Below are 12963 nucleotides of genomic sequence, written 5' to 3'. Positions count from 1 at the left end.
CTGTCCTAACAGCCGATTTAGCGATTAAGGAGTATTGGGGTGTCGAGTACCGAAGACGAACAGTTGGCGGATTTGAAGGACTGGTGGACACGCAACGGCAAACCTCTGGTCACCGGCGGCCTGTTGGCGCTGGTTATCGTGTTCGGCTGGCAGGCTTATCACAAATATCAGGACAACCAGTCGCAAGGCGCCTCGGTGCTCTATCAGCAACTGCTGGAAACCACGCTGACGCCTGACGGCAAGCCTGATGCTGCCCGCGTTGCGGATCTGGCCGGCAAGCTCAAGAGCGAATTCGGCGGCACTGCCTACGCGCAGTACGGCAGCCTGTTCGTGGCCAAGGTTGCAGTCGACAGCGGCAAGCTGGACGACGCCGCGACCGAACTCAAAACCATCGTCGACAAACCGGCCAATCCGGCGCTGGGCGAAATCGCCCGTCAGCGTCTGGCGCAGGTGCTGGGCGCGCAGGACAAGGCGGATGACGCTCTGAAACTGCTCGACGGCGACGCCGACACGGCGTTCCTGGCCACTCGCGAAGAACTCAAGGGCGACCTGCTGGTGAAGCTGGGCCGTACCGACGACGCGAACAAGGCGTATCAAAAAGCCAAGGCAGCACTGTCGGATGAAGCGGCGGTCGGTGGCCTTCAAATCAAGCTCGACGACCTGGCTAAAGGGGATGCGTGACGTGATCCGTTGGAAGCATGCAGCATTGCTGGCTCTGGCCATTTTGGCCGCGGGTTGCAGCAGCAACAGCAAAAAAGAATTGCCACCGGCCGAGCTGACCGACTTCAAGGAAGAAGTGGTTCTGCAAAAGCAGTGGAGTCGTTCGATCGGTGACGGTCAGGGCGAAACCTACAACATGCTGGTACCGGCGATCGACGGTGACACCATCTACGCGGCCGATGTGACCGGCGTGGTAATGGCCATGGATCGCGGCAACGGCGACGTGAAGTGGGAACAGGATCTTGATCTGCCTGTCTCCGGCGCCGTTGGCGTCGGTTACGGTCTGGTTCTGATCGGTACGCTGCGTGGCGAAGTCGTCGCTCTGGACACCATCAACGGTGAAGAGAAGTGGCGTGCTCGCGTCAACAGCGAAGTCCTCGCGCCGCCGGCCAACAACGGCGACGTGGTCGTGGTGCAGACTCAGGACGATCGTTTGATCGGTCTGGATGCTTCCACCGGTACTCAACGCTGGGTGTATGACAGCACTCCAGCCGTGCTGACCCTGCGTGGCACCAGCGCACCGCTCGTGACCAACCGCCTCGCGGTGGCTGGCCTGTCGACCGGTAAAGTAGTCGCCCTGGATATTTCCAATGGCGTCCCGGTGTGGGAACAACGCATTGCGATTCCACAGGGTCGTTCGGAACTGGAGCGCGTGGTCGACATCGACGGCGGTCTGCTGCTGTCCGGCGGCACGCTGTACGTTGCCAGCTATCAGGGTCGCGTTGCGGCACTGGATATGGAAAGCGGTCGTCAACTGTGGCAGCGCGATGCGTCGAGCTACGCCGGTATTGCTCAAGGTTTCGGCAGCGTTTACGTGAGCCTGTCTTCGGGCACCGTTGAAGGCGTCGACGAGCGTTCTACCACGGCTTTGTGGAGCAACGATTCGCTGGCTCGCCGCCAGCTGTCGGCTCCGGAAGTGTTCTCCAGCTATGTTGCAGTAGGTGACCTGGAAGGTTATCTGCATTTGCTGAGTCAGGTTGACGGTCGTTTCGTCGGCCGTGAGCGCATCGACAGCGACGGCCTGCGTGCCCGTCCGCTGGTGGTGGGGGACACGATTTATGTGTATGGCAACAGCGGCAAACTGGAAGCCCTGACCATCAAGTAACAACTATGCTTGGGGATAACACCCCAGGCAGCTTCACTTGTGGGAGTGAACCTGTTCACCCCGCAGTGTTGCCCCGAGCACCAGCCGCTGCCTCGCAGCGGCTTTTGTATTTTCTGAAATAACGAAGTGGAGAGCCGCATGGTTCCCGTAATCGCCCTGGTGGGCCGACCGAACGTCGGCAAGTCCACCTTGTTCAACCGCCTGACCAGGACTCGCGACGCCATCGTCGGCGACTTGTCCGGTCTGACCCGTGATCGCCAGTACGGTGAGGCCAAGTGGCAAGGGCGTTCCTACATTCTGGTCGACACCGGTGGTATCTCCGGTGACGAGCACGGTATGGACGAAAAAATGGCCGAGCAGTCGCTGCTGGCCATTGAAGAAGCAGATGTTGTGCTGTTCCTGGTAGATGCCAAGGCCGGTTTCACCGCCGCCGACCAGATGATCGCCGAACACCTGCGCAAACGTAACAAGTGTTCCTACGTGGTTGCCAACAAGGTCGACAACATCGACCCGGAAATGGCCCGCGCTGAATTTGCTCCGTTGGGCATGGGCCACGCGATTCCTATCGCCGGTGCTCACGGCCGTGGCATTACTCAGATGCTGGAAATCGCCCTGGGTGAATTCCCGAGAGACGAAGAAGAGCCGGAAGACGGCGAAGAAGAAGTCGTTGCCGAAGGCGAGGAAGCCAAGCGCATTCCTGGCCCGAGCGAAAAAGACGGCATCAAGATCGCCATCATCGGTCGTCCGAACGTTGGCAAGTCGACTCTGGTTAACCGCATGCTCGGTGAAGACCGGGTCATCGTTTATGACCAGCCCGGCACCACCCGCGACAGTATCTACATCCCGTTCGAACGGAATGAAGAGAAGTACACGCTGATCGACACCGCTGGTGTGCGCAAGCGCGGCAAGATTCACGAAGAAGTCGAAAAATTCTCCGTGGTCAAAACCCTGCAGGCGATCAAAGACGCCAACGTGGTGATCTTCGTGATGGACGCCCGCGAAGGTGTGGTCGATCACGACCTCAACCTGCTGGGCTTCGCCATCGAGTCGGGTCGTGCGCTGGTGATCGCGATCAACAAGTGGGACGGCATGACGCCGAGCGAGCGCGACTTCGTGAAAGTCGAACTTCAGCGTCGCCTGTTCTTCGTTGACTATGCCGACATCCACTTCATCTCGGCACTGCACGGCACTGGCGTGGGCAACCTCTACGCTTCCGTACAGAACTCGTTCAAGTCGGCGGTCACCCGCTGGCCGACCAACCGTCTGACCCAGATTCTGGAAGACGCGGTTGGCGAACACGCACCACCGATGGTCAACAACCGCCGGATCAAGCTGCGTTACGCCCACTTGGGTGGTGCGAACCCGCCGATCATCGTGATCCACGGTAACCAGATCGAGAAAGTGCCGAAGTCGTACGTGCGCTATCTGGAAAACACTTACCGTCGTGTGCTGAAGCTGGTCGGTACGCCGATCCGCATCGAGTTCAAGGGCGGCGAGAACCCGTACGAAGGCAACAAAAACACCCTGACCGACCGCCAGGTCAACAGGAAGCGTCGGATGATGTCGCACACCAAGAAAGCCGACAAGAAACGCCGCGACAAGAAATAAAACAGCAGCTTCAAGTTTCGAGCTGCAAGCTTCAAGTAAAAGCAGTAGAAGCAAAGAGGGCTCCGTATGGAGCCCTTTTTTGTGGGCGAGGGTTTTTGCTTGCAGCTTGCAGCTTGACGCTTGAAACTTGCGTTTCACCTGCAAGGGGCTACCGATGATCACCAGTAAGCTGCCGAATGTCGGCATCACGATTTTCACGCAGATGTCTCAGCTCGCGGCGCAGACCGGCGCCATCAACCTGTCCCAGGGTTTTCCTGATTTCGACGGCCCGCAGTCTCTGCGCGATGCGGTAGGTCGGCACATTGCCAGTGGCCATAATCAGTATTCGCCGATGACCGGCCTGCCAGCACTGCGCCAGCAGATCGCGGCGAAGATCGCCCGCAGCTATGGCGTGAAGGTGGATGCCGAACATGAAGTGACCGTGACGCCCGGCGCGACACAGGCGATCTTCTGTGCGATTCAGGCAGTTATCCACAGCGGCGACGAAGTCATCGTGTTCGACCCGTGCTACGACAGTTACGACCCCGCAACGCAATTGGCTGGCGGTCGTTGCGTGCATGTGCAACTGAGCCCCGACGATTTCTCCATCGATTTCGACAAGCTTGCCGCCGCCCTGAGCCCACGCACGCGCATGATCGTCCTCAACACCCCACACAACCCAAGTGGTGCGCTGATCAGCCGCGCCGAGCTGGATCAATTGGCGGCGCTGATTCGCGATCGCGACATTTATCTGATCAGCGATGAAGTCTACGAACACCTGGTGTTTGATGGCGTGCCGCATGTCAGCGTGCTGGCTCATGAAGAGCTGTATCAGCGCGCCTTCGTGGTCAGTTCGTTCGGCAAGACGTACCACGTTACTGGCTGGAAAACCGGTTACGTCGTCGCGCCGCCGGCCCTGACGGCTGAGCTGCGTAAAGTGCACCAGTACGTCAGTTTCTGCGGCGTCACGCCGCTGCAATACGCCTTGGCCGATTACATGGCCGAGCACCCGGAGCATGTCGAAGAGCTGCCGGCGTTCTATCAGGCCAAGCGCGATCTGTTCTGTGATTTGCTGGCACCGTCGCGATTCACCTTTAACCGGGTTGCCGGCACCTATTTCCAGCTGGTCGATTACTCACAGATTCGTCCTGACCTGAATGACGTCGAGATGGCCCTGTGGATGACCCGCGAGCACGGTGTGGCGAGTATTCCGATCTCGGTTTTCTACCAGAGTCCACCTGAAGGCCAGCGCCTCGTGCGCCTGTGCTTTGCCAAACGCGAGGAGACGCTGCGCGAAGCGGCGGCAAAACTATGCGTGATCTGAGTGCATTACCTGACCTTAATCTGGCGCTGATCCAGACCAGTCTGGCGTGGCACGACCGCCAGGCCAACTTCGAACATTTCGAGGTGTTGCTGGAACAGGCGCGTGGGGCGGATCTGATTATCCTGCCGGAGATGTTCACCACTGGCTTCTCCATGGAGTCGGAAACCCTCGCCGAAGCCGAGAATGGTCCGACCAGCAAGTGGCTGCGACTTCAGGCCGCCAGACTTGATGCGGTCATTACCGGCAGCGTGATCATCCAGGCGGCCGACGGCAGCCATCGCAATCGCCTGCTGTGGGCACGGCCGGACGGTGAAGTGCTGCATTACGACAAGCGTCACCTGTTCCGCATGGCCGGCGAACACAACCACTACACGCCCGGTGAGCGGCAGGTGCAGTTCGAACTCAAGGGTTGGCGAATTCGTCCGCTGATTTGCTACGACTTGCGTTTCCCGGTGTGGAGCCGTGATGCGCAGGACACCGATCTGCTCCTGTACACCGCCAACTGGCCGGGTGCGCGGCGGCTGCACTGGAATCGGTTGTTGCCGGCGCGCGCTATCGAAAACCTCTGCTACGTGGCAGCGGTGAATCGCGTTGGCACCGACGGCAAAGGCTTTGCCTACACCGGCGACAGCCAAGTGCTGGATTTTCAGGGCGAGTCTTTGCTGGCGGCGGGGGAGGCGGACGGGGTGTTCAAGGCTGTGCTGGAAGCGGCGCCACTGGCGGCTTATCGCGAGCGTTTTCCGGCGAATCTGGATGCCGACACCTTCGAATTCACCTGAAATTCAAGCGGTGACGGGGTGGGCCCTTTCGCGAGCAGGCTCGCTCCCACATTGGAATGCGATCCTCCTGTGGGAGCGAGCCTGCTCGCGAATGGGGCTTTGAAATCTGCACAAACATGTCAGGCAAAAAAAGGCCCCGAAGCTTTCACTTCGGGGCCTTTTGCGTTTCAGCGGTGGATTAAGCCGCTTTCGCTTCCGGCTGGCTCAACGAGCGATTCAGCGCACTGAACAGCGCCTTGAAGCTGGCAGTGGTGATGTTTTCATCGATACCCACGCCGTGCACCGCTCGTTCACCGTTCACGCGCAGCTCGATGTAAGCCGCTGCCTTGGCATTGGTGCCCGCACCAATCGCGTGTTCGTTGTAGTCCATGATCTCCACCGGAATCGGCAAGCCGGCCACCAGTGCTTCCAGCGCACCGTTGCCCTTGCCGCGCCAATGCAGGTTGGTTTCGCCCTGACCCTTGCTCGCCACTTCGACTTCGACGGCGCTGTTGCCGTTTTCTTCCTGCAGGCGATGGCTGACCAGCGCATAAGGGGTGTTGGCTTGCAGGTACTCGCTGATCAACAGCGAGTGGATCTGCTTGGCTGTCATCTCAAGGCCCAGGCGATCGGTTTCACGCTGTACGACCTGGCTGAATTCGATCTGCATGCGACGCGGCAGGCTGATGCCGTATTCCTGCTCCAGCAAGTAGGCAATGCCACCCTTGCCCGACTGGCTGTTGACGCGAATCACCGCCTCGTAGCTGCGGCCAATATCGGCCGGGTCGATCGGCAAGTACGGCACTTCCCAAAGGGCATCTGGTTTCTGCTGGGAGAAGCCTTTGCGGATGGCGTCCTGGTGGGAACCGGAGAATGCGGTGTGGACCAGATCGCCAACGTACGGGTGACGTGGGTGGACCTGAATCTGGTTGCACTCTTCAACGACTTTGCGCACGCCGTCGATGTCGGAGAAGTCCAGCTGAGGATCGAGGCCCTGGGTGTACATGTTCAGTGCGACGGTAACGAGATCGACGTTGCCGGTACGCTCGCCGTTGCCGAACAGGCAGCCTTCGACGCGATCGGCGCCAGCCATCAGGCCCAACTCGGTGGCGGCCACGCCGGTGCCACGGTCGTTGTGGGTGTGCAGGCTGATGATCACGCTGTCACGACGGTTGATGTTGCGACCGAACCATTCGATCTGGTCGGCATAGATGTTCGGCGTCGCGCATTCAACAGTGGCCGGCAAGTTGAGGATCATCTTGTGCTCAGGCGACGGGTTCCAGACCTCGATCACTGCATCACAGACTTCCTTGGCGAATTCCAGTTCGGTGGCGCTGAAGGTTTCCGGCGAGTATTCGAAAGTCCACTCGGTGTCCGGCTGCATGGCGGCGTATTTGACGAACAGCTTGGCCGCGTTTACCGCGATGGCCTTGATGCCGTCCTTGTCCTGGTTGAAGACGATGCGACGGAAAGAAGGCGAGGTGGCGTTGTACAGGTGAACGATGGCTTTCTTCGCGCCGCGCAAGGATTCGAATGTGCGCTCGATCAGGTCTTCACGACCCTGGGTCAGCACCTGAATGGTGGTGTCGTCCGGGATGTGGCCTTCTTCAATAAGGGTACGCACGAAGTCGAAGTCGGTTTGCGAAGCCGCCGGGAACGAGGCTTCGATTTCCTTCACGCCCACTTGCACGAGGGTTTTCCAGAAGCGCAGCTTTTTCGCCGCGTCCATCGGTTCGATCAGCGACTGGTTGCCGTCACGCAGGTCGGAGCTGCACCAGATCGGCGCGGTATCGATGGTTTTCGACGGCCAGGTGCGATCAGGCAAGTTGATGACGGGGAACGCGCGGTATTTCGAGGACGGATCTTTGAGCATGCTCATCGGGAAATTCCTTATTGTCTGGGCCGAAAAGAGGCGGCCTGCCGGTACAACGAATGTGTTGGGAAAAGCGTAGGACGAGGCGCCGCGATTCAGCCTGGCAGTCGTGCGCTGACGAGGCACAGGCTGCGGTGCTGGCGAAGCTGAATAAGGGTGTGAGAGGTTTTCATGCCTTCAACCCTAACCGCGAGGACAGAGGTTGGCAAGTGGTCGAAAAAAATTGAGAGGAATACTCGAAAAGACGGGTTTTGCGCGATTTTATTGTTTGTAAGTTGCCAGTTCGTTTTGATGTTTGCGCGAGGTTTGGTTGGGGCGCAATTGAGAGCGATGTGTTATTCCAGAATATTTCGATGACAGTGAGTCCGTCATCGCGGGCAAGCCACGCTCCCACAGAGATTGGTGGTGTACACAACATTCATGTTCACCTCGAACTCTGTGGGAGCGGGCTTGCCCGCGATGAGGCCGGTAGCCTCATCACATAACTCAGGGCTGGAACGCACCAATGAAAATCGCCGGATCCACCCGCGCATCATTCAGGCTGATGTTCCAGTGCATATGCGGCCCGGTCGCCCGGCCAGTCGAGCCGACCTTGCCAACCACTGCGCCACGAGCCAGCTGATCGCCAACCTTCACATCGATTTTCGACATATGGCAGAACATGCTGATAAAGCCCTGGCCATGATCGACAAACACCGTATTGCCGTTGAAAAAGTAATTGCCGGTCAGGATCACCTTGCCCCCCGCCGGGGTCTTGATCGGCGTGCCGGCCGGTACGGCGAAATCGAGGCCGGCGTGAGGATTGCGTTCTTCACCGTTGAAGAACCGGCGCACGCCAAACTTGCTCGACAGCGGCCCGTTGACCGGTTTGTCCAGCAACAGATTGCTTGGAATGTTCGGGCTGAAGCTGCGATAAGCCTTGATCTGCTCGGCCAGTTCGCCCTCGATGCGCTTGAGGTTGGCCGGGTTGGGATTGACCTGCTGGGTGTTCTTCAGGGTGATGCGCTGTTCCGGGTATTTTTTGCTGCCAACGGTGAACGGCAAGGTTCGGCCGCCACTGCTGATCTGTTGTGCGCCAAGCTTGACCGTCAACGGCACACCGACAATCGCCAGCCAGTTGTTCTGTTCTTTCACCACAAGCACTGGTTTGCCCTGATATGTGGCTTTCGGCGCCTGAGCGGCAGCGCCAAGATCAACCACGGCCACACCGCCGGGCACCGGTTTGTTGAGCAGCCGGGTGATGTAACTGTCGGCGTGGGCATTGAAGGTCAGGCACAGCAAAAACAATGGAGCCAGAAAACGCGGCATGGATCAGTCCAGTAAAGAAAGGGTGACGGGCGTCAGGTGATTGTCCTCGACGCGCACTTGCAGTTCGCCTTCGCCGAGTTTGGCTTTCAGGCGCTGGCCGGTGTGGGTCTGCGCGGCGTTGCGAATCGCGTTGCCGCGCTCGTCGAGCAAAATGCTGTAACCGCGGCCCAGGGTGGCCAGCGGGCTGACCACATGCAGCGTCTGCATCTGACTTTGCAATTGCAGTCGGCGGTTTTTCAGACCTTCGCGCATGGCCCGGGGCAGACGTTCGGCGAGGCTGTCGAGGCGCTGGCGCAACATCGCCAGTTGGCGTCCCGGATGTTGTCCGGCGAGGCGGGTTTCGAGACGGATCAGGCGTTCGCGGCGGGTATTGAGCTGGCGCTCGAAAGCCCGACGCATGCGCATATCCAGATCATCCAGGCGCTGAGCCTGCTGGCGCAGACGTTCGCCGGGATGACGCAAACGACGAGCCATGCCTTCCAGGCGCAGACGATCGCGCATCAAGCGGTCACGCATACGCATTACCAAACGACGATGCAGGCTTTCGACCTGACGGATCAGATGACTGGAGTCGGGGGCGAGCAACTCGGCGGCAGCGGAAGGTGTTGGCGCACGCACGTCGGCGACAAAGTCGCTGATCGACACATCGGTTTCATGGCCGACGGCGCTGACGATTGGCGTCACGCAGGCATCGACCGCACGGGCCACGGCTTCTTCGTTGAAGCACCAGAGGTCTTCCAGCGATCCACCGCCACGAGCGAGGATCAATGCATCAAAGCCGCGCGCGTCCGCCATTTTCAAGGCGCGGACGATTTGCGCGGTGGCTTCGCGGCCCTGTACGGCGGTCGGGATCAACGTCAGCTGCACTTGTGGCGCCCGGCGGCGGAACACGCTGATGATGTCGCGGATCACCGCACCGGTCGGCGAGCTGATGATGCCGATGCGCTGTGGATGGGCCGGCAGCGGCACTTTGCGTTCGGCGCTGAACAGACCTTCGGCGCTGAGCTTTTCCTTCAGCGCGTCGAAGGCCAGGCGCAACGCGCCATCACCGGCCGGTTCCACGGTGTCGAGTATCAATTGATAGTCGCCACGGCCCTCGAACAGCGAGACCTTGCCGCGCACCTTTACCGCCAAACCGTCCTTCAACGCCTGACGCACCCGAGCGGCGTTCTGTCGAAACAGTGCGCAGCGCACCTGAGCACCGCTGTCCTTGAGGGTGAAATAGATGTGGCCGGACGCCGGACGGGCGAGGTTGGAGATTTCGCCCTCGACCCAGATATTACTGAACACGTCTTCAAGCAACACCCGCGCGCGGCCGTTGAGCTGGCTGACGGTCAGGACTTCACGGTCCAGGCCAAGTCTTGCAAAGGGATCTTTAATCATGGGGCGCAGTTTAAAGGCATTCGCCGGTGAATGTCTGGAGGAAGTGTTGGATCAAAGGTGTGGGATTTTGCCTATAGGCGAGGGCGACGGTGCTGTTGCAATCGGCATCCGAGGGAAGGAATCCTACGCCGATGGGGGGCGCTGTCCTGAATCAACAGCAAAAATCGAATGGTTGCGGCTGCTGCCATGCATGGCGGTGGGCTGTTTGCCATCGCAGGTGTATATGCCGAGCTACCCTTGTTGATGCTGGCGCTGTGTCTGTTGCCGGCCATGGCATTGGGATTGTGAACTGGTCGGCGGCTGACGATGCGTTTGTCCAGCGAGGCATTTGTGCGACTGGTGATGTGGCTGGTGCTGGCAAGCGGGATTGCGTTGATCGTGCGCTACTTCAGCACTTGACCGGATTTCGTCAGGGATTAAGCTGCCGGCCGCACTGACGCCATCGCGGGCAAGTCGAATCGGCGCACCGATGTTCCTACAGTGATTTGAGTCGATCACAATGTTTGTATTCGCCTCAGCCCCCGTGGGAGTGGGCTTGCCCGCGATGGCGGTGGAGTGAGCACCGCAGAACTTCCATTTGACGTCGCAGGCTGCATCATGAATTCGCAAAGCATCATCGTCCCGAAAATCTCCACCCTGCCGGTGCACGAGCCCCGGGCGCGGGCGATCGTGCGCTGGCTGGTGCGCAAGAACATCGTCAAGGAAGAGCTAAGCACCTGCGGGCGCACCGGCAACCGCATGGCCTACGCGATCGCTGATGGCGCCCGCGCGGTGGTGCTGCACCCCGAGGCGCTGCCATTCGGCGAGCCGATCAATGGTCTGGAGATCGTCACCAAGCGTTGCATCTTCACCCCGGCCAAAGGTTTTCTCGAAGAAGCAGGTTGCGCCGAATGTCGTCGGGAAATCGGCGAAGCGCTGTTCGATAGCCTTGAGGAATGGATGCCGGCACGCACCGACAACTTCACCTGCCCCGAATGCGGCCACGAAGACGACATCAATGGCTTTCTGTTCTTGCAGGAGTGCGCGTTCTCCAACCTCGGGTTCATCTTCAACAACTGGCTGGAAGCGGGTTTCAAACAGAGCTTTATCGACGAATTCGCCGATTGGCTCGATCAACCTGTGAGCTGGGTAAAAGTCGAACTCTAACGCCACATTCCCTGTGTAGGAGCTGCCGAAGGCTGCGATCTTTTGACGTTGTTCCTCAAAAGCAAGATCAAAAGATCGCAGCCTTCGGCAAATCCTACAAAGAGCAGGGTTTCCCGTATATCAATTAGGCTGAGTTTTACATTGAACAGCAGGGGGTGTCTGACTATAATGGCGCGCTTCCATTTTCCCGCTCGGGAGCCCCCGCGATGCTGCGTATCAGCCAAGAAGCTCTGACCTTCGACGACATTCTTTTAGTACCTGGTTATTCCGAGGTGCTTCCTAACGAAGTCAGTCTCAAGACCCGTCTTACCCGTGGCATCGAACTGAACATTCCTCTGGTTTCTGCCGCCATGGACACCGTTACTGAAGCCCGTCTGGCAATCGCCATGGCTCAGGAAGGTGGCATCGGCATTATCCACAAGAACATGACCATCGAGCAGCAAGCTGCCGAAGTGCGCAAGGTCAAGAAGTTCGAAGCCGGTGTGGTCAAGGATCCGATTACCATCGAGGCTGATGCCACGGTGCGTGACCTGTTCGAACTGACCCGCATGCACAATATCTCCGGCGTTCCGGTGCTGCACGATGGCGACCTGGTCGGCATCGTCACCTCCCGCGACGTGCGTTTCGAAAGCCGTCTGGAAGCCACCGTCCGTGAAGTGATGACGCCTAAAGAGCGTCTGGTCACGATCAAGGAAGGCGCCAGCAAGGACGAAGCACGCGAACTGCTGCACAAGCACCGCATCGAGCGCGTGTTAATCGTCGACGACAAATTCGCCCTCAAAGGCATGATGACCGTCAACGACATCGAAAAAGCCAAAGCCTACCCGCTGGCCAGCAAGGACGATCAAGGTCGTCTGCGCGTGGGTGCTGCGGTCGGTACCGGTAAAGACACCGGTGACCGCGTCGCTGCACTGGTCCATGCCGGTGTGGACGTGGTGGTGGTCGACACCGCTCACGGTCACTCCAAAGGTGTGATCGACCGTGTTCGCTGGGTCAAACAGAATTTCCCTGACGTGCAGGTGATCGGCGGCAACATCGCCACCGGCGCTGCCGCCAAGGCCCTGGCCGAAGCTGGCGCCGATGCGGTCAAGGTCGGTATCGGCCCTGGCTCGATCTGCACCACCCGCATCGTCGCAGGTGTCGGCGTTCCGCAAATCAGTGCCATCGCCAACGTCGCCGCTGCCCTTGAAGGCACAGGCGTGCCGTTGATCGCCGACGGCGGCATCCGTTTCTCCGGTGACCTGTCCAAGGCCATCGTTGCCGGTGCTTCCTGCGTGATGATGGGCTCGATGTTCGCCGGTACTGAAGAAGCGCCGGGCGAGATCGAACTGTTCCAGGGTCGTTCGTACAAGGCTTATCGCGGCATGGGTTCGCTGGGCGCCATGTCCCAGGCTCAAGGTTCCTCCGACCGTTACTTCCAGGACTCCTCGGCAGGCGCCGAGAAACTCGTTCCGGAAGGCATCGAAGGCCGAGTGCCGTACAAAGGCACCCTGAGCGCGATCATTCACCAGTTGATGGGCGGTCTGCGTTCCTCGATGGGTTACACCGGCAGCGCCGACATCGAAGAAATGCGCACCAAGCCCGAGTTCGTGCGGATCACCGGCGCCGGCATGGCCGAATCCCACGTTCACGACGTGCAGATCACCAAAGAAGCGCCAAACTACCGCGTAGGTTGAGCCTTCAAGCAAATCGTTAAGCAACCGGGGCTGTGTTATTCAGCCCCGAGTTGTTTCTGAATCACGACTGTTTCTGAATTACT

Annotated in this window: 10 protein-coding genes and 2 pseudogenes; 8 read left to right on the top strand and 4 right to left on the bottom strand. The window is 59.3% G+C overall.

Features of this window, described 5'->3' with window-relative positions; all coding sequences use genetic code 11:
- Window positions 1-39 precede the first annotated feature (39 nt).
- From IEQ42_RS10545 to IEQ42_RS10525, 5 genes are all read left to right on the top strand, one after another.
- Entirely contained in the window at window positions 40-681 is a 642-nt protein-coding gene (locus IEQ42_RS10545; protein WP_042560920.1) for a YfgM family protein, read from the top strand.
- Complete coding sequence (bamB, locus tag IEQ42_RS10540; protein WP_210622604.1) at window positions 674-1825, top strand: outer membrane protein assembly factor BamB; 1152 nt, start codon at window positions 674-676, stop codon at window positions 1823-1825. Before IEQ42_RS10545 ends, bamB begins: the two co-directional genes overlap by 8 nt.
- A gap of 138 nt (window positions 1826-1963) precedes the next feature.
- Entirely contained in the window at window positions 1964-3433 is a 1470-nt protein-coding gene (gene der, locus IEQ42_RS10535; protein WP_150595767.1) for a ribosome biogenesis GTPase Der, read from the top strand.
- A gap of 154 nt (window positions 3434-3587) precedes the next feature.
- Complete coding sequence (locus tag IEQ42_RS10530; RefSeq protein ID WP_210703465.1) at window positions 3588-4736, top strand: pyridoxal phosphate-dependent aminotransferase; 1149 nt, start codon at window positions 3588-3590, stop codon at window positions 4734-4736.
- Window positions 4724-5515, top strand: a complete 792-nt coding sequence (locus IEQ42_RS10525) for an amidohydrolase (protein WP_042560916.1) — start codon at window positions 4724-4726, stop codon at window positions 5513-5515. The genes IEQ42_RS10530 and IEQ42_RS10525 overlap by 13 nt, the downstream gene beginning before the upstream one ends.
- A gap of 178 nt (window positions 5516-5693) precedes the next feature.
- On the opposite strand, the gene leuA is transcribed toward IEQ42_RS10525, so the two are convergent.
- The 4 genes and pseudogenes from leuA to IEQ42_RS27290 all read right to left on the bottom strand — a co-directional run.
- Window positions 5694-7373 carry a 2-isopropylmalate synthase gene (leuA, locus tag IEQ42_RS10520; protein ID WP_150601797.1) on the bottom strand — a complete coding sequence of 560 codons (1680 nt, stop codon included), beginning with the start codon at window positions 7371-7373 and terminating at the stop codon, window positions 5694-5696.
- Window positions 7374-7853: 480 nt separating this feature from the next.
- Complete coding sequence (locus IEQ42_RS10515) at window positions 7854-8675, bottom strand: M23 family metallopeptidase (RefSeq protein ID WP_210703464.1); 822 nt, start codon at window positions 8673-8675, stop codon at window positions 7854-7856.
- Window positions 8676-8678: 3 nt separating this feature from the next.
- The gene (gene xseA / locus IEQ42_RS10510; protein ID WP_042560913.1) at window positions 8679-10058 is read right to left on the bottom strand and encodes an exodeoxyribonuclease VII large subunit; all 1380 of its coding nucleotides are present in this window, start codon (window positions 10056-10058) and stop codon (window positions 8679-8681) included.
- 10 nt (window positions 10059-10068) lie between these two features.
- A pseudogene (locus IEQ42_RS27290) lies at window positions 10069-10194 on the bottom strand (LysR family transcriptional regulator); the annotation flags it as partial.
- A 62-nt stretch (window positions 10195-10256) separates the two neighbouring features.
- Here IEQ42_RS27290 and IEQ42_RS10505 point away from each other — a divergent pair.
- From IEQ42_RS10505 to guaB, 3 genes and pseudogenes are all read left to right on the top strand, one after another.
- A pseudogene (locus IEQ42_RS10505) lies at window positions 10257-10457 on the top strand (sulfite exporter TauE/SafE family protein); the annotation flags it as partial.
- A gap of 198 nt (window positions 10458-10655) precedes the next feature.
- Window positions 10656-11204, top strand: coding sequence for a sugar ABC transporter ATPase (locus IEQ42_RS10500; RefSeq protein WP_047302993.1), 549 nt, complete (start codon window positions 10656-10658; stop codon window positions 11202-11204).
- A 206-nt stretch (window positions 11205-11410) separates the two neighbouring features.
- The gene (gene guaB / locus IEQ42_RS10495) at window positions 11411-12880 is read left to right on the top strand and encodes an IMP dehydrogenase (protein ID WP_047302990.1); all 1470 of its coding nucleotides are present in this window, start codon (window positions 11411-11413) and stop codon (window positions 12878-12880) included.
- The last annotated feature ends 83 nt before the right edge of the window (window positions 12881-12963 follow it).

Origin of the sequence: Pseudomonas iridis, assembly GCF_017980685.1 — a bacterium.
Lineage (GTDB): Bacteria > Pseudomonadota > Gammaproteobacteria > Pseudomonadales > Pseudomonadaceae > Aquipseudomonas > Aquipseudomonas iridis.
Note: the sequence above shows the minus strand (reverse complement) of the source record. Positions and strands in the feature narration are given on the sequence as shown.